Annotated in this window: 14 protein-coding genes; 11 read left to right on the forward strand and 3 right to left on the reverse strand. The window is 40.1% G+C overall.

Features of this window, described 5'->3' with window-relative positions; genetic code table 11:
- Positions 1-18: 18 nt before the first annotated feature.
- Positions 19-963 (forward strand): glycine betaine ABC transporter substrate-binding protein, encoded by a 945-nt coding sequence (locus tag BHF68_RS08775; RefSeq protein ID WP_069643275.1) that lies wholly within the window; start codon positions 19-21, stop codon positions 961-963.
- Positions 964-1,129: 166 nt separating this feature from the next.
- Here BHF68_RS08775 and BHF68_RS08780 read toward each other — a convergent pair whose 3' ends face one another.
- Positions 1,130-1,876: an SIMPL domain-containing protein gene (locus tag BHF68_RS08780; protein WP_069643276.1), complete on the reverse strand. Its 747-nt coding sequence runs from the start codon at positions 1,874-1,876 to the stop codon at positions 1,130-1,132.
- Between the two features lie 275 nt (positions 1,877-2,151).
- Here BHF68_RS08780 and BHF68_RS08785 point away from each other — a divergent pair, with 275 nt between their 5' ends.
- The 8 genes from BHF68_RS08785 to BHF68_RS08820 all read left to right on the forward strand — a co-directional run bounded on the left by BHF68_RS08785 (position 2,152) and on the right by BHF68_RS08820 (position 9,435).
- Positions 2,152-2,856: a cell wall-active antibiotics response protein gene (locus tag BHF68_RS08785; RefSeq protein WP_069643277.1), complete on the forward strand. Its 705-nt coding sequence runs from the start codon at positions 2,152-2,154 to the stop codon at positions 2,854-2,856.
- A gap of 29 nt (positions 2,857-2,885) precedes the next feature.
- Positions 2,886-3,938: an alpha/beta fold hydrolase gene (locus tag BHF68_RS08790; RefSeq protein ID WP_069643278.1), complete on the forward strand. Its 1,053-nt coding sequence runs from the start codon at positions 2,886-2,888 to the stop codon at positions 3,936-3,938.
- A gap of 61 nt (positions 3,939-3,999) precedes the next feature.
- Positions 4,000-5,037 carry a UDP-N-acetylmuramate dehydrogenase gene (gene murB, locus BHF68_RS08795; protein WP_176719908.1) on the forward strand — a complete coding sequence of 346 codons (1,038 nt, stop codon included), beginning with the start codon at positions 4,000-4,002 and terminating at the stop codon, positions 5,035-5,037.
- A 111-nt stretch (positions 5,038-5,148) separates the two neighbouring features.
- Positions 5,149-5,715, forward strand: a complete 567-nt coding sequence (locus BHF68_RS08800) for an NAD(P)H-dependent oxidoreductase (protein ID WP_069643280.1) — start codon at positions 5,149-5,151, stop codon at positions 5,713-5,715.
- Between the two features lie 19 nt (positions 5,716-5,734).
- Complete coding sequence (locus BHF68_RS08805) at positions 5,735-6,928, forward strand: DUF8173 domain-containing protein (protein WP_069643281.1); 1,194 nt, start codon at positions 5,735-5,737, stop codon at positions 6,926-6,928.
- Positions 6,929-7,029: 101 nt separating this feature from the next.
- Positions 7,030-7,617: a YdcF family protein gene (locus BHF68_RS08810; protein WP_176719909.1), complete on the forward strand. Its 588-nt coding sequence runs from the start codon at positions 7,030-7,032 to the stop codon at positions 7,615-7,617.
- Positions 7,618-7,971: 354 nt separating this feature from the next.
- Positions 7,972-8,610, forward strand: coding sequence for a 3'-5' exoribonuclease YhaM family protein (locus BHF68_RS08815; RefSeq protein ID WP_218070344.1), 639 nt, complete (start codon positions 7,972-7,974; stop codon positions 8,608-8,610).
- A 27-nt stretch (positions 8,611-8,637) separates the two neighbouring features.
- Complete coding sequence (locus tag BHF68_RS08820; RefSeq protein WP_069643284.1) at positions 8,638-9,435, forward strand: DUF2797 domain-containing protein; 798 nt, start codon at positions 8,638-8,640, stop codon at positions 9,433-9,435.
- Between the two features lie 18 nt (positions 9,436-9,453).
- On the opposite strand, the gene BHF68_RS08825 is transcribed toward BHF68_RS08820, so the two are convergent.
- Both BHF68_RS08825 and BHF68_RS08830 read right to left on the reverse strand, forming a co-directional pair.
- Positions 9,454-9,924 carry a hypothetical protein gene (locus BHF68_RS08825; RefSeq protein WP_069643285.1) on the reverse strand — a complete coding sequence of 157 codons (471 nt, stop codon included), beginning with the start codon at positions 9,922-9,924 and terminating at the stop codon, positions 9,454-9,456.
- A gap of 140 nt (positions 9,925-10,064) precedes the next feature.
- Positions 10,065-11,012: a sulfurtransferase gene (locus BHF68_RS08830; RefSeq protein ID WP_069643286.1), complete on the reverse strand. Its 948-nt coding sequence runs from the start codon at positions 11,010-11,012 to the stop codon at positions 10,065-10,067.
- Positions 11,013-11,210: 198 nt separating this feature from the next.
- Here BHF68_RS08830 and addB point away from each other — a divergent pair, with 198 nt between their 5' ends.
- Together addB and addA are read left to right on the forward strand one after the other, a co-directional pair.
- The gene (gene addB / locus BHF68_RS08835) at positions 11,211-14,726 is read left to right on the forward strand and encodes a helicase-exonuclease AddAB subunit AddB (protein WP_069643287.1); all 3,516 of its coding nucleotides are present in this window, start codon (positions 11,211-11,213) and stop codon (positions 14,724-14,726) included.
- Positions 14,704-18,633, forward strand: a complete 3,930-nt coding sequence (gene addA, locus BHF68_RS08840; protein WP_069643288.1) for a helicase-exonuclease AddAB subunit AddA — start codon at positions 14,704-14,706, stop codon at positions 18,631-18,633. Before addB ends, addA begins: the two co-directional genes overlap by 23 nt.
- Positions 18,634-18,736: the final 103 nt, after the last annotated feature.

The following is an 18,736-nucleotide window of genomic DNA, read 5'->3' on the forward strand; positions in this document are numbered from 1 at the left end:
AAGGGAGGAGTCAATAAAATGACAAAGAAATATCGCGTTTTGTTTTTAAGTTTGGCAGTAGTATTAGCCATGTCACTTTTAGTAGTAGGGTGTGGAGGTACTGATGAACCACCAGTAGATACACCAGATGTTGCAGATCCAACTGGTGATGATGTAATTATGGAGCCACCAGCTGCAGTAGGTGAGCAAGTAGGTTTTGAAATCGTAGGTATTGAGCCAGGTGCTGGTTTAATGATGGCAACTGAAGAAGTTCTTGATGTTTATGGTTTAGAAGAGTGGACTTTAGTAGAGTCTTCAAGTGCAGCTATGGCAGCAGCACTTAGAAGAGCTTACGAAAATCAAGAGCCAATAATTGTTACTGGTTGGACACCACACTGGAAGTTTGCTAGCTTTGATCTAAAATATTTAGATGACCCACAAGGTGTGTATGGTGGAGATGAGCAAGTTCATACACTAGTACGTGAAGGCTTAGAAGCAGATGAGCCATCTGCATTCACTGTTTTAGACAGATTCTTCTGGACTCCAGACGATATGGCAGAAGTAATGGTTGCTATTGAAGAAGGTAGCTCTGAAGAACAAGCAGCTGCAGACTGGGCTGCTGCTAATCAGGATACTGTAAATGAATGGACTGAAGGTGTAGAAGAAGTTGACGGTAATCGCATAGATCTAGCATTCGTTGCATGGGATTCTGAGATTGCTAGTACTAATGTAGTTAAATATGTACTAGAGTCTATTGGTTACGATGTTAGAATGCGTCAATTAGAACCAGCTCCGATGTTCCAAGGTGTTGAAAGTGGCGAAGCTGATGCTATGGTAGCAGCATGGTTGCCAACAACTCACGAATCATACATGGATCGTTTTGGTGAAGGTTTAGTAGACTTAGGTCCAAATCTTGATGGAACTCGCATTGGTTTAGTTGTTCCAGCATACATGGATATTGATTCTATTGAAGACCTTCGTTAGTTAGAAGTAGTTTGCAAGCTAGATATAAGCTAGAAATTAGTTTATAAGTTAGATTACTAAATATAAGAGGCCCCTCTGGATGAGTTTTCATTCAGTGGGGCCTTTTAATCGATTACATATTATGCTGTTTGTTATTGTTCGTAATATTATTACTTTATACTAATACCTACTTCATCGTAAATTGCACATGTACAGAAGCATTAATTGTTAGCTCTCCGCCTATAATAGGTGTAGATGAGTCAGCGGTCTCAGCCATTTGCATGTTTCTAAAATTGTTCGGAGGTGCGGAGACGGAGTCCGTTGTAACACTTACGACATCTTGAACAGTCTTTCCTAATGCGGCAGCTATGGTATCAGCTTTTTGCTTTGCGTCCTCAACAGCCTTAGTTAAGGCGTCGTTTCTTAGGGTGCGTTCTTGAGTCGTCAGAAAGCGGATACTATTTACTTCATTTACGCCAGCTTCTCTAGCGCTGTCTATTACTGGGCCTACCTGTGCAATATCATCTATTTTAACGATAAGCATGTTTTGCACCTGATAGCCGATAATGCGTCTAGTCTGTCCCCTTTCGACGTTATAATCATATTGAGGGTGTACTGAAAAGTTCTGAGTCTGCATATTATTTTCTTCGATTCCTGCGGCTTTAAGAGCTGCTATTAATTGATTAGTAATACGCGCATTCTCTGTTTGTGCTTCCTTCGCGGTAGCGCTTTCTGTGCGTACACCTAGCGAAATCTGAGCTGCGTCAGGCTTAACAGAAATTTCTCCGACACCAGTAACATTAATAACAGGCAAGTCAGTCTTATCTCCTGGTACATCAATTTCCGCTTGGGCAGGCTGACTAAAGCTATAAACAACAAAGACGATAGTGACGATTAAAATTGGTACAATTAATGATTTTAAATTACCTCTCATGTTAAAACCTCCTAAGTAGTTTTTTTATATGTAAAAAATACACAGCTAATAACACATATCTAACAACACATCATATTAGCTCTCTCATTATAACGACGAGTAAAACCACAAGAATGTTTCAAATCCCTACACACAAATGAATAAAATGTAATAAAAGCAAACAGGATTTACTATTCTTTGTATAGAATGTATAGAGTTGTGATTGTAGATTTGTAGCTAATGTATGTTAAGTTTACTAATAATTAAAGAATATTTCATGGAAGGATGTGTTGTTAATGAATGGAAGAGGGCAATGGTGGGTCGGCGCAATTATAATCGGGCTAGGCGTGCTACTATTATTAAACAACCTTGGTTTTATCGATGTAAGTATAGGTTCTATTATCAGTAATTATTGGCCTGTTGTATTTGTTATTTGGGGTATGCAGTTCCTTTTTAGTAGGAAAAGTAAAGGTGAAGTTGTTACTGGTTTGATACTAATAGCCATAGGTCTAATTTTCTTAGGGAACAAACATGATTGGTTTAATATTGATTTATCTTTCTTCTGGAAGCTTTTCTGGCCAGTAATATTAATAATAATCGGTATTAATTTCTTAAGGGGTCCGAAAACATCTGGAAAGAACAATTGGGCATTCCTCGGTGGGATTGAAAAGTCGAAGCAACCCTGGAAGCTAGAGGATGGGGACTACTGGGCTGTACTTGGCGGCATAGAACTTGACTTAAGGAAAGCTATATTAGAAAATAGGGAGTACACTATTAGCTGTAATGCACTTCTAGGTGGAATTGAACTTATAGTGCCTAAGAATATTACAGTAATTTGTGAAGGAACAGCAGTCTTAGGCGGTGTAGAGATGCTAGGGGAAGAAACTGGTGGCATCGTATCCTCTATGAAGGTCGAGCAGATTGCAGACCCAGGCGCACCTGTATTAAAAATTCATTGTCGTGCTACACTAGGTGGAGTAGAAGTAACTGCTAAAGATTAAGTAGATGTAAAAGATTAAGGAGGACGTTCATGCTCAACGTAATTGGATTTGCTGTCATTATCACCATTGGGCTTATTGTAATATTTAATATAATTGGGAAGATAATCAGTAATAAACAAGCAAGAAATTGGCAAGATCAAGCCAAAGGCCCAGGAACAACTATTGACGTCGATGGACGGCAGGTCTATGTGACAATAAAAGGGCAGGGACCAGTAACAGCAATAATAGAGCCTACCATAGGTTCTGCATCGCCAGAATGGTGGCAGATCCAGAATGATTTAGCTAAGCATATGCAAGTAATAACATACGACCGAGCTGGCTATGGCTGGAGTGAACTAACTAATCAGCGTAGGACAAGTGAAAATATAGCCGAGGAGCTTAAAAAAATTCTAGAGGCCAAAGGCATACAAGGGCCGTATCTACTAATAGGCCATGGCTTTGGTGCGTCATATCTGCAGCATTTTGCCAGGCTATGTCCACAAGAAATTGTCGGGGCTGTATTTATAAGTCCGCAGCCATTAGATAGCTCAATATATTTCAAAGAACTTAATAAAGATGTATTAGTCAAAAGCGGTATCGACAAACTGCCTGCTATACAGTCTATGCTCATGTTAAATAAGTTAGGGGTTATACGAAGGTTTAGAAATCTATTATTTAAAAGCCCACCTTTATACTATTATCATAAGCTAAATGAAGACACACGGGATATTCTATGGCAGCATTTTTGTTTGCAGACTCAGATGCAGATGGTGCGACTAGAGTATGTTGAATCAATGAGAAAAGGTAATATGGAGAGAAGTAAGAAGGCAGGCGGCTTTCCAGACATACCTGTAAAAGTGTTATATCAATCTACAGTAACTGCTAATAAAGGATTAATCAGCGAAGGGCTAACGGAAGAAGACGCTAAGCGTGTTGATGAAATATCTAGAAAACAAGCACAACAGTTTTTAGCAATAAGTTCAGCTAGTGAGTGGATTGAAGTCTCTGATAGCAGCCAATTCATCCATTTAGATCAACCAAACAATGTTATTAAAATTGTGAATGAAATTGTTAATAGCATTAATAGTGCGCATAAGTTATAAATTATTAGAATAACTATATAGGAATGATACTAACTTTAATTGAAAAGAGGTGATGCTTACAGTGAAAGCATTAACTTTTGAATCCTTGTGCGTAGAAAATGAGATGCTAGCAAGACATAGCTCATATGAAATAGGGGGAAGTGCACGGTTTTATGCAACCCCAGAAACGGTGGATGAGCTAATATGCCTGCTGGATGCTTGCAAACAAAAAGGAATTCCCTGTGAGATTTTTGGGTATGGATCTAATATATTGTTCCCAGATGAGCCGTATGCTGAAAAGATGTATATATCACTAAAACGCATGATTGACTGCAATATTGCTGCTAGTGGCGGTGAAGCGAAGCTTTTCCTAGCAGCGGGAGTACCGTTGTCGTTCTTACCGCTGATAGGAGTCCTAAGCGACTACGAAAGCATGTATTTTACACATTTGCTGCCAGGAACAATAGGTGCAGGTATATATATAAACGCTAAATGCTATGAATATCAAATGAGTGAGCTTCTTAACCGCATTTATTATATAGATATAGCAAAGGATAGTTCATCAATTCAATCAATAGCAGTCGAAGACTGTAGCTTTGCTTATAAAGAATCTATTTTTCAAAAAAGACCTTGGATTATTATTGGAGCAGATTTTTTAGTTCCAAATCTTACACGTGAACGCTATTTAATTATTCAGAATCTATTACAATTGTATAAACAACCTTATACAGACATTACGTCACTTGCTAATTTCTATAAACATTTTCAAGCTATTACAGAGGATATTAGTAAGGAGCATAAAGTTGTGCTACCAAAGCGCTTTCAAGAAATAGATGAGGATCGCAGTAGCAAGCGACATTTCAGCTACCCGTCCTGTGGTTCGGTATTTAAGAATAATTACAAGTTTGGCAGACCAATGGGTGTAGTAGTTGATGAGCTTGGCCTTAAGGGCAAGGAATATGGAGGGGCTATGATATCCCCTTATCACGGCAATTTCATTATTAATCATAAACAGGCAAAAGCAGCAGACGTAATATATTTAATTAAATTTGTACAAGAACAAGTAAATAATAAACACGGCTTTATACCAGAGCCTGAGGTTATAATAATTTCTGAATAGATATAGCTATGAAAAATCCCTAATTGTATTTACAAAAAGGGATTTTTGTTTGTTTGTTGAATAGTTACTTAAAGCGTTTGTGTTAGGGAAGACTTTGCATGGAGGAAAATAATGAGAGCTATTATCTTGAATAGTTTAGACAATGAAAATGAATATGCACAAATACATGAGATGCTTTTAGAAGAGCTTAAGAAATCGGCAATCATAATTGACACGATGAATTTATTAGAGATTGACATTGAAGGCTGCAGAAATTGTTACCATTGCTGGACTAAAACACCTGGTAAATGTGTAATAAACGATCAAGGTAATAGCCTAACTAGTGATATAATACAAGCAGATGCACTTGTGATATTGACTCCAACTGATGGGGAGCAGCTATCGCCCTTGGTTATGTCTACATTACAACGGACGATTCCAAATCTAGCACCGAATATTAAAAATCAGACAAATAAATATCCAGTTTTAATAGGAGTCGGTGTTACAAAGAAAGAGTTTAAGCAAGATGATGAAAACAAGATAGCTATTGAAGAACTGTTTGACAGAACAATTAAACGGATTGGAATTAACTTTCACTGCAAAAGAACGGTAAGTGAAATAATCTATATTGACGAGCCGCTACCTGAACAACAGCAGCTCGTGGAAGAGGCAATTGCGATTGCTATGAAGGATTATTAGTACGAATGGAGGTTTATGTATGAAAAACATTAAAATTAAGCGAAGTACTATATTGCTAGTAGTTTTAGCGGTACTACTGGTGACAGCTACGGCAACCTTTGCATTTTCAGATATTCCAGACTACTTTCGCGCACATACGGATGTAGACCTAGAAAGGGCGGAATACATTAAAGGGCCAGTGTTTTATGCAGGGAATCAAGTGCGATTGGCTGGAACGATTGACGGTACAGCCTTCCTAGCTGGAACTCGAGTTGTAATTGATGGTACGGTCGATGGCTCGTTATTTGTTGCTGGTCAAGAAGTGGTTATCAATGGTGTTGTCACAGGTAATCTCTATGCCGCTGGTCAGGAAGTGCGAATCAACGGTCAAGTAATTGGTGATGTTATCGGAGCAGGACGACGGGTGCACACATCAGAGTCGGGTGTACTTGAGCGCGATATGCTCGTAGCGGCTGAGACAATCTTTAGCTCAGGTACAATAAACAGACAAATGTTAGGCGCGGGTGTAAATGTAGTCATTAATGGAGCAGTTGGTGATGATGTAAAGCTGGCAGTAGAACAATTAGAAATTCGCAATTCAGCAAGCATTTCGGGCAATCTTTACTATACGAGCCCCTATGAGGCTCAGGTTGGACAGCAGTCCGAAATCGCTGGAGATGTGACGTGGCGTCATGTGGATGAGCGCGTAATTGAACGAAGAGACACTAGTGTTTTTGAACAGCTATTTAAAATAGGCGCAAGTATTGTGGCAGCTTTAATTGTTTGGTATGTCATATATGTGCTAAGTCCTAATTTCTGGAGAGGTGCTTCAGAGCCGCTTCGCAAAACACCATTTAAAACACTAGGTATTGGGTTGCTATTATTAATAGCGACGCCAATTATTGCTGTAATTGCTATTACCACAGTGGTAGGAATACCAGTCGGACTTATCACACTAGCCGTCTATGGAACAAGTCTGTATTTTACCAAGATTATTTTAGCTGCTGCAATCGGCTACCTGCTTGCAGATAAGCTAGGCTGGACTGAGAAACACGGTGGAATTTGGTTAGTGCTATTAGGCTTAGTTGTTATTCTAATATTAACGAGCATTCCGTATATCAAAATAATCACATATATTGTTATGGTGCTTGGGGGACTGGGTTCTCTACTAATGTATTTATTAAATAAAGATAACAAAGATGAGCCGACGGATGATGAACTAGCAGACTATTAAGTTAATCAAGTAGGAGAATTAATGTGCTCAGATGCAGAGGGAATACTATTAAACTAATCATAATAATTATAAGCGCTTTAACTTTACTTGGAGTGGTTGCTTTGCACCTGCTAATCCAATCTGCAATCGTAGATGAAAGCGATATAGAGACATCCTACGTAGTAATACTAGGGGCGGGACTTCGAGAAAATCAACCCTCATTGTCCCTGCGCTATCGCTTACAATCAGGACTTAAATATCTAGAGCAGTATCCTGATAGCAAGGTGATAGTTACAGGTGGATTGGGAGCAGGTGAAGCTTATACAGAAGCGGAAATAATGAAAAAATTCTTGGTCGAGCGCGGCATAGACAAACAGCGCATAATAAAAGAAGAGCAGGCAACGAACACATTTGAAAATCTGCTATTTAGCAAAGAAATAATATTAGAAGCACAGACGTTAGAAGAGAAAACATTAGATGATAAAACATTAGAAGAACAGACATTGGAAGAGCAATTGGATGGAGAAGCTATTAAACTTATGATAGTAACAAGTGATTTTCATTTGTATAGGGCAAAGCTGATAGCAAAACGACTCGGTTTTGAGCCTTACGGAATACCTGCTAAAACACCCCAAGTTGCAACTGTTCGTCTCATGGTTAGGGAATATTTTGCAATAATAAAAACCTATATATTTGATCGTATAGTTTAATTGTGAGGAGGTACTACCATTAAAACGATTAATCAATTTAACCCTGGGGATAGTATAATTGGCTTTTTTCTAGTAAAAAGCCACGCTATAAAGAGTACAAATAATAATACTAGATACCTAGATTTAGTTTTAGGAGATAAAACAGGTGAAATCAACGCCAAAGTCTGGGAAATTACAGCAGAAATAGAGCAGTTTTTTGAAAAGGATGAACCTATTCTTGTAAAAGTAAAGGGACTTATAACGGAGTGGCAGGGTAAGCTTCAGTTTAAGGTTGAGAAAATCAGGCCAGTACTTCCACAAGACCAAATCGATATAGCGGATTACGTACAAACAGCTCCCTACGAGCCCGCATTTATGTATAAAAAAATTATGCAGTATGTAGCTGCCATGGGTGATTCTGAGCTGGAGGCCTTAGTGAGTAAAATATTAGAAGAGTCTAAGGAAAAGCTATTATACTATCCTGCCGCACAGAAAAATCATCACTCAATACGTGGGGGACTCTTGTATCACATTATGACAATGCTGCGCACCGGTGAAAGTCTATCGCAAATATACAGTAATATTAATAGGGATTTACTATACGCTGGGATTATCCTGCATGATATGTCAAAGCTTGAAGAAATGGATGCAAACAAACTTGGTATTGTCTCCGATTATACAGTTGAGGGGCATTTGCTTGGACATATAGTACAAGGTATTAAGAGGGTAGATAGAGTTGCTGATGAGTTAGGGGTTTGTCAGGAGAAATCCTTATTAATACAGCATATGATACTAGCGCACCACAACGTCCCTGAATTTGGCAGCCCGAAACCGCCTATGATTCCAGAAGCAGAGCTGCTACACTATATTGATATGATTGATAGTCGTATGTACGATATGGATAAGGCGTTGAGCAGTACAGAAGAGGGCGCTTTATCGGAGCGGGTTTGGTCTTTAGGCAATCGTCGAGTATATAAGCCTATGAATAAACCTGAAAAACCAGAGGCTACTTAAGAATTACTATCTATTAGGGGAGAAATTATGAAACTTAGGGGATTAAACCGTGGGCTCAGTCATAAATATGATAATCCACTACATTACTATTTGACACTTGATGAACAGAAGCATCCTATTAACGAGCTGATAGGTGAATCTATCAGCATTACCTTTGAAAATAAAATTCAATGTATACACTGTGGTCGGATTATTAAGAAAACCTTTAATAACGGATCATGTTATCCATGCTTTAAAAGCTTACCAGAAAATGATTTATGTATAGTGAAGCCAAATCTTTGTCATTACCATCAGGGTACGTGTAGGGATAACGAGTTTGCTGAAAGTCATTGTATGACTCCACATTATGTTTATCTAGCGGTCAGTAGTGATGTTAAAGTCGGCCTTACCCGTGCTACGAATACCTTGAAGCGCTGGGGGGATCAAGGCGCAGTGCAGGCAGTACCAATTGCTAAGCTGCCTACAAGAAAGGACGCTGGAGATTTAGAGCTTTTGTTGACAAAGCATTACCCAGACAAGACTAACTGGCGCAAAATGCTGAAGGGTGAAATTACGGACATGAAGCTTGAGGACGCTCGCCAACAGGCCGTAACTAATATACCTGAGGAATATAGCCCTTATGTATTACGGGAGGAGCAATTGATAGAATTCCAATATCCAATGCAACAGTCAGCAAGCAAACTCACATCCTATAACTTAGACAAGCAAGCACAGATAGAAGACAAGTTAGTAGGTATTAAGGGTCAGTATTTTATCTTTGCCTCAGGAATAATGAACATGAAAAAGTTTGCAGGGTATCATATAGAACTTGATACTAAAAAATAGAGAGGTATGGAGATGTATTTAACGAAATAATAGGTATATTGTCAGGAAAAGTGTTAATGTAGCGCTACCAATAAAATATGGAAGAAAGCGTGCTTTGATATTTTGGAAATAAAAGATTAATAGAAGCAACAAATAAATAATAACCGATGTAAATATTAAACCTAACCAGACACTAATAAAGCTGGTTGGATAGCCGACTAATTGGCTACTTGCCGTAGCGATGGAAGATAGGCTTTTGCTTGACAGTGGCAATAAAAAGACGGATATGCTTGTTAGAAAAATAGCGATTAATGGTGCAAGGTTTCCATAACGATAGAGATGTATTTCTAAACCCCTTATATCTTGGTAGATTAAGAGGGAAACAGATTGGTTTACGAATGCCTGAAATGCTACTGAAAACAGGTAGAACAGAATAAAACTTAGTATGCAAGCTAAGGCACTAATAATTGCAATAAGAAAAATGTTATTTTTTTTTGAAGTGTTATTCATATAGCAATTCTCCTAATGTCTTATATCGAAAAACAAGAAGCTATTGGTAGTACAAGTTAGGTGGATATGCCACCACATACCAATCCAATAGCTTCTAACACATTCCGATTGCTTCTAGCTTATTTGTGAAAGTGATTAAATTATTCGAGTGGCAGTGATTCATTTCCTGCCCATTCATAAATAGAGGCATCATAATTTTTTACATTTTCATAACCAGCCATTTTTAAAACCATAGTCATATGTGCGGAGCGGATGCCTGCCGTACAATAGGTCACGATTTGGTCACTGGTAGAAATGTTGTTATTTGACATTAGAGTTTGTATTTCTGGAATTGACTTTATAGTGCCATCATTGTTTAGGAATTCCTTGAACGGGATGTTTATTGCATTTGGAATATGACCACCCCTGGCTTCGCCAAAGTCAGTAGCCCCTTCGTATTCTTTAGGATTACGGGTGTCGATAATAACTGCTGTTTCAAGGTTTTCATATAACCAATCTGTTGTAGCAAATGTATCATAGTTTAAATCAGAAACTTCAATATCAGATACGATTGCCACAGAAGCAGCTTTACTTACTTCTCCATTCTCGCTTACCCATGCTGGCCAGCCACCATCTAGTATTCTACTATTTTCAACTCCGGCCATACGGAGCATCCAGAGAATTCGTCCGTCTTCACCCCAACCATTTGGGTCTGCATAAATAATAATTTTTTGCTCGTTGTTAACACCTATTGAACTTAAGTGCTCAGACAAGCTGTTAGCATCTAAGAGTGTGCCCCAGTTTTCATCTCCAGGGCCACCTTCCATGGTGGAGAATTGCTGCCAACGAACTGGGATAGAACCAGGGATATGACCGTTCTCATATGGGTCATCGCCTCTAGCATCAATTATAAGTAGGTTTTGATCAAGATTTTCCATTAACCAAGCAACATTCACTAAGTAATCAGTAGCAACAGCAGTTGACTCATTCGGTGTTCCTGAACCGTTATCTGATTGTGATTCTTGTGCTGGTGTGTCGCTGCTTCCGCAGGCCACCAATGCTAATGAGAAAACTAGCAGACAAAGTAGTAAAAGACCTTTTCTTAACATGTGTAACTCCCCTTTATATGTCTTTGTAGTTAGTATAACAACAAGATTATAAATCAACAAAACTTATGGGTCAAATAAGGAATTCTTATAAAAATCTGAAGGGCTGTTTAGCACATTTAATTTTTGACCTGTAAATGATATACTCTTTATACAAGAACGTCTGTTTGAAAATGTTAATGTAGATTCAGGAGGATTTCGATGGGCTTACAATCAATTATAGGGCGAGCAGGTTCTGGGAAGACCTATACCTGTGTGGAGCAAATTCGTCAGAAACTAATAGCAGATTCCACAGGATCTCCTATTATTTATCTGGTTCCAGAACAAATGACATTCCAAGCAGAGTATACATTAGCGACGACACCAGGACTGCAGGGGATGATTCGGGCACAGGTATACAGCTTTACAAGAATTGCGTGGAAGGTACTACAGGAAACAGGTGGCCTATCTCGACAGCACATTGATAGTGTGGGTATTCATATGCTGTTACGCAAGCTACTTGAGCAGCATAAACAAGAGCTACGCCTTTACGCTAGGGCGGCAGACCAGACAGGTTTTATTGATAATATAGAGAGGTTAATCGTAGAATGTAAGCGTTACTGTATTGGAGCAAAGGATTTAAAAGTTTTATATCAACAGATAGAAGAGAAATCTGGTTCAAGCGAGCAAACGATACTCGATAAGCTCCAGGATTTGCATTTAATATTATCAGCAGTAGAAGCTGAGCTTAGTGACAAATATATTGCTGCGGAAGATTACCTACGTCTATTAGCTAATAAAATTCCTGTATCAAACTATATTAGACAAGCAGAAATCTGGATTGATGGTTTCTATAGCTATACACCACAGGAGCTATTGGTTATAGAAGCTATATTGAAATATGCCCGAAATGTTAAAATCACCCATACCCTGGATAAGCCTTATAATCAGGAGCTGCCCCACGAACTGCACTTATTTCACAATACCGCAAAAACCTATCAAAGAGTTCAAGGTCTTGCACAGGCTCAAGGCATAGAAATAGAAGAGCCGATTGTTTTAGCGGATAGCTTGAAATTCTCAAGTACATGTTTAGCGCATTTAGAAGCTAACTACCATAGACGTCCAGTAAGGGTTTACAATGGAGAAACAGCGATATCGATAGCCTCTGCAGTTAATCGCAGGGCTGAGGTAGAGGGATTAGCGAGGGCTATACTTAGTAAAGTTCGCGATCAAGGGTATCGCTATCGTGATTTAGCCATTATTTTAAGAAATACTGATGATTACCAGGAGCTAATAGAGACGACATTTGCAGCTTATAAAATTCCTTTGTTCTTTGATCAAAAAAAACCAATGCTCCATCACCCATTGATAGAGCTAATACGTTCCAGCCTAGATGTCGTCAATCATAATTGGCGCTATGAGGCTGTATTTCGTTGTGCAAAGACGGATTTAATGACGGCGGCAAGGGAATCCCTCGACCAACTAGAAAACTATGTTCTTGCACAGGGGATTTATGGTGAACGCTGGAAGACTGCTGAGGATTGGAGGTATACATCTAGAGGCTCGATTGAGACGGGATTTGAAGCCTCGGCAGATGACGTGCATAAGGAAAGGGAAATCAATTATTGGCGTAGAATAATTGCCACGCCCCTTATACAATTAGAGTCAGACCTGCAAAAGGCAAGTACAGGCCGTCAATATACGGAGGTGCTGTACAATTATCTAGTTAATCTGCATGTTCCAGAAACAATCACAGAATGGCAGCAAACGGCTGAAGCAGAGGGTGAGCTTGAGGTAAGTCGTCAGCATCAGCAGGCTTGGCAGGCTGTGATAAAGCTATTTGACCAGCTAGTGGAGATAATTGGCGAAACAGAGCTAAGCTTAGAATTATTTTCAAAGATGGTTGATAGCGGCTTAGAGAGTATGAAGTTTTCGCAAGTTCCGCCTGCCTTTGATCAGGTAGTAGTAGCGAATATTGACCATTCAAGATTACAGGGAATTCGGAGTAGTTTTTTCCTCGGAGTAAATGATGGCGTGGTACCTGCTAAGCTGAAGGAAAGTGGAGTTTTCACGGAGGATGATCGAGGGTTTATACAAGGGGCAGGCTTAGAAATCGCCCCGACATTTACAACACAGCTATTAGAAGAACCATTTACCATATACAATGCATTAGCTAGTGCGTCAGACAGCCTCTGGGTTAGCTATCCATTGGCCGACGAAGAAGGGAAAACCCTGCTACCAGCAGCTCTAATTGGACAGCTAAAGGAGATGTTTCCTAACGCACAGACGCCATTTATACTTGCTGATCCACAGGAGGAACTAGAAGAAAAACAGCTTGATTATATCGCTAGCCCTGATGTGACCATATCCTATCTAACCAGTCAGCTCCGCTACTGGAAGCGTGGCTATCAAGTGGCTGATCTTTGGTGGGATACGTATAACTGGTATGCAAACCAAAGTGCAAACAACAGTGTAAGCCAGGGTCTGTCAGGTCAGTGGCAGCGGGTAATAGATAGCTTATTTTATAAGAATCAAGAGCCAAACCTAAGGAAGCAAACTAGTGAAAAACTTTACGGAAAAGATATAAAGACTAGCGTTTCTAGGCTGGAAAAGCACCGCGGTTGTCCTTTTGCCCAGTATGCTTCCTACGGATTACAGCTCAAGGAGCGGGAGTCCTATAAATTAGAAAATCCAGACATCGGTCAGTTGTACCATGGCTCATTGAAGCTTATTGCCGACATTTTAACTACCCAGGGTAAGCACTGGGGTGAGGTTACAGAGGCGGAATATACTGAATTAGCTAAGCAGGCTGTTGGGCAAATTGCCCCAAGGGTACAAAATAAAGTGCTTCTAAGCTCAAAGCGCTACCAATATATTCTAAAGCGTTTGACAGAGGTTTTAACAAGAACAACGATTGTATTAGGTAAGCAAGCACAGGCTAGCGGATTCACGCCAATCGGCTTGGAGATAGGCTTTGATGTAGGTGAGAAAATACCTGCACTCCAGCTACAGTTAGCTGATGGTAGAACTATCTCCTTGCGTGGACGTATAGATCGTGTTGACCAAGCATTAATAGGTGATGAATTGTTTCTGCGAGTTATCGATTACAAGTCAAGTCAAGTTGCCTTGGATTTATCCGAGCTAGCAGACGGCATATCTCTGCAGATGCTCACGTACTTGGATGTGGTGCTTACATTTGCCGAGCAATGGCTCGGACAACAGGCAGCTCCAGCGGGTGTGCTTTACTTCCATGTCCACAATCCAATAATAAAAACCCAGGAAGCAATTACTATAGAGCAATTAGACCAGGAGCATCTTAAGAAATACAGGCTAAGGGGTTTAATTCTTGCCGAGAAAACCATAGCGGCAGCGATGGACGCCGCACTTTTAGGAGAAGGCAGCAGAAAATCTGATATTATTCCAGCTACAATAAAAGTCAACGGCGATTTCGGTAGTCGCTCAAATGTAGCATCACGTCAGCAGTTTGAGTTACTTCGGAATCATGTGCGCAGCATTATTCGTGAGTTAGGTACAGAAATTGTAGATGGCACGATTGCTATTAAGCCGTATAGAATAAAACAAAAAACGCCGTGTAGATACTGCTCCTACCGCCCAGTATGTCAGTTTGACCAGGGCTTAGAAGAAAATGAATTCCGTAGAGTACGGGTTATTAAAGATGTAGAACATCTAACTGCAAGTATTGGAGGTGAAGGGGATGAGTCAAGGTCACTGGACTGATGAACAATGGCAAGCAATTATTACAAGGGAGCAGGATATTTTAGTAGCTGCCGCCGCTGGATCAGGGAAGACTGCGGTGCTGGTAGAACGAATTATTCGCCGAATCACTGAGGCTAACAATTCAATTGACGTCGATCAGCTACTTGTCGTTACCTTTACAAATGCCTCTGCCGCAGAAATGCGTCACAGAATTGCCGACCGTTTAGAGAAAGCCCTAAAGGAAACGCCAGATTCCAACAAACTCCAAAGGCAGCTTGCCTTACTGAATAAAGCAGCTATCTCTACACTCCATTCCTTTTGCCTGGATATAGTTAGAAAATATTATTACCTAATAGATATAGATCCGAACTTTCGCATTGCAGATGACACAGAAGCGGCTTTAATGCGTGAGGAAATTCTCGAGGAAGTGCTGGAGAGCTACTACGCAGACGAGCAAAATGTTAATTTCATCAGGCTGGCAGATTGTTATGCCGATGATCGAAGTGATGTAGCACTGCAAACCATGATATTAAAGCTATACGACTACTCGAGAAGCCATCCTGCACCAGAGACGTGGCTGAATCAGGTTGCAGCTAATTACTGTATAGATGGTGTTAGTACCATTGATGAGCTGCCTTGGGTTGCAGATTTCATGGGGGACATTCGGCTCCAGCTTCAGGGTGTGCGCTGTATCCTAGAGAAAGCACTTGAGATTACGCTCCAGCCTTTAGGGCCTGCACCATATAAAGATAATATTAACATGGACTTAGAGCAGATAGAGTATATTTACGGTGCTGCAAAGGAGACCTGGGAAGCAACCTATGAGGCTTTTAATGAGCTGAGCTTCTCCAGACTAAAAGCTTGCAAAAAAGATTCCTGTGATAAAAATTTACAGGAGCAGGTAAAGGATTTGCGTGAGCAGGCCAAAAAGAAGCTAAAAGGCTTAAAGGAAGCAACATTTACAAGAAGTCCTGAAGCATACCTGCAGGACATTGGTGAAATGGCTCCAATTATAGGGGAATTAGTAAATGTAGTTAAAACTTTTGCAAGACAATACCAGCTAGCAAAAATGAATAAAGGATTAGTGGACTTTGCCGATTTAGAGCACTATTGCCTAGAGATACTTACAGATGCTCAAACTACTGCGTCAGGCAATATGCTTGTTCCATCCGTTGCAGCTAAACAGCTACAAAAGCAATTTGCAGAAATCCTAATTGATGAATACCAGGATACGAATCTAGTGCAGGAATCGATATTGAACTTATTACAGTCAGATGGTAATTACCGTTTTATGGTCGGTGACGTAAAGCAAAGTGTGTATCGCTTCCGCTTAGCAGAGCCAGAGCTATTTCTATCAAAATATAAAAGCTTTCAAAGTAATAGCAATACAAGCGATAGTAATCAAAACGACAGTAATCAAAGTGAAAGCAGCCAAAGCAATAATATTCAAACTGGTGGACAACATAGCCTGCGAATTGACCTGGCGAAGAATTTCCGCAGTCGGCAGGAGGTCATCCATAGCACGAACTTTATTTTCAAGCAAATAATGGATGAGACCGTTGGAGAAATTCCATACGATGAAAAGGCACAATTAGAATATGGTGCAACCTATTATCCTGAGCAGGATTGTCGAGCGGAATTGCTGCTTATTGACCGTTTGCAAACAAACGACAAACAGGATGAAGAAGTGGATGAAACAAACGACAAATTTGATGATGTATATCAGGTCACAGACCAGGACATAGATCAAGATGAACAACGAGGTGTATCAACAAGCACGGTTGATGAAGATGTAGAGGACTTAGAGGTAGTTCAGCTTGAAGCAAGGGTAATTGCACAGCAAATACATGACTTAATTGGCAAAGGTGATAAACCGAGCTATAAAATATTTGATAAAAATCAAGATGAAGCACAGCCAATGCGAAATATTAGGTTTCGTGATATAGTAATTTTACTACGGGCTACAGCTAATTGGGCACCTGTGATAATAGATGAGCTAAAGCAGCAGGGGATTCCTGCATATGCAGAGTTAGCTTCAGGATATTTTTCGGCAACTGAAGTAACGGTAATGATGTCGTTGCTAAAAATCATTGATAATCCATATCAAGATATTCCTCTTGCCGCAGTGTTGCGTTCTCCAATCGTCGGTTTGTCTGGGGAAGAGCTGGCTTGTGTTCGGATTGCGAACAAAAAAGCACCGTTTTATGAGGCTCTAAAAGCCTATATTGATAGTAGTGCACATATAAAACTACAAGAATTCTACAATCAGCTCCAAACATGGCGTACCAGAGCACGTCAAGGAGCATTATCTGACCTGATTTGGCAGCTATATCGTGAGACTGGCTATTATAATTTCGTTGGCGGGATGGTAGCTGGGAATCAAAGACAGGCGAATTTGCGCGCTTTATATGATCGGGCGCGTGCATATGAGAAAACATCTTTTCGGGGACTTTTCCGCTTCCTGAATTTTATCGAGCGTATGCAGGAGCGAGGCGGAGATCTCGGAACTGCGAGGGCTATCGGCGAGCAGGAAGATGTGGTTAGAATTATGACCATTCATAAGAGTAAGGGCCTTGAGTTTCCAGTTGTATTCGTTGCAGGGCTCGGGAAACAATTTAACTTCCAGGATATCCGTGGTAAATATTTAGTTCACAAAAAGCTTGGGTTTGGAACGATATACGTAAATCCAGAACAACGGGTTAGCTATCCGTTACTACCTCAATTGGCCATACGGCAGCGTGTGAAAATGGAGCAATTAGCTGAAGAGATGCGGATTCTCTATGTTGCCCTGACGCGCGCTAAGGAAAAGCTATTTCTTGTAGGCTCGCTAAAAGGGCTAGAGAAGGAAGTTAACAAATGGGGACAGCATATAGCACTACAAGACTGGATACTACCTGATTACGAGCGGGCAGGCGGTAAAACATACTTGGATTGGATAGGTCCAGCAGTAATACGTCATCGTGAGGCGGGCTCATTGCAGCAGCACTTACCTGGTTGTTGCAACGACTTTCAGGAGCAGATTTTTGAACAGATTCTTAAGCACAAAGCAAGCTGGAAGATTACCACCTACAATATTGAGGATTTAGTTAAAGCAAATAAAGAGCTTACAGAAGGTGATCAAGCTTACTCAGAATCAATTAAAGCGCTGCAGCCAGTTCCTGTTTCTAGTGACTATCGTGAGCAAGTAATTAGACGTTTGGAATGGGGCTATCCTCAGGACATGGCAACACAGCATTTAGCAAAACAATCTGTATCTGAGATAAAACGTAATTCTATGCATTCTGAGCTATATAACCAGCATTCTAGTACAAATATGTTATTAGACAACAAGCAATCGGTCGTTATTGAACGACCAAATTTTATGCAGGATAAGAAGCTGACTGCCTCGGAGCGGGGTACTATTATTCATTTGTTTATGCAGCATGTAGATTTATCTGTGGAAGTAACCATTGACAGCCTACGAAAGCAGTCTAAGTGGATGGAGGACAATGAATTTGCTACTGCAGAGCAATTGCAGGAGGTTGACTTAAACGATATTGCTGCGTTCTTCAAAACTGATATAGGTGTGCGCCTTAATAAGGCGACTGTCGTTCAACGTGAGATTCCATTCAGCCTTGCGCTACTGGCTAACGAGATTTATTCAGACTGGAGATGCGAAAAGGACCGCACACAAAATGCAGACTATATTGACAGTATAGAACATGTTTTAATCCAGGGAGTTATTGACTGCGTTTTTGAAGATGAAGGCGGGCTAGTGCTCTTAGATTATAAAACTGATAGGATTCACAAGCTATCAAATCAAGATTTAGCAAATCGATATAAGCTGCAAATTGAGCTATATACTAAAGCTATTGAACAAATATGGAAGCGGACGCTACAGGAAAAGTATCTATACTTCTTCAATGGCATGAGAATAGTCAAAGCATAATAAATAATTATGCTCGTGTGATATAACTTAATATAAATAATCTGGAAAATCTAATTTTTTTCACAGTTTCTATAGTTTCGTGTTACAATAGAGTTGAAGGATG

The organism is Desulfuribacillus alkaliarsenatis (assembly GCF_001730225.1).
Lineage (GTDB): Bacteria > Bacillota > Bacilli > Desulfuribacillales > Desulfuribacillaceae > Desulfuribacillus > Desulfuribacillus alkaliarsenatis.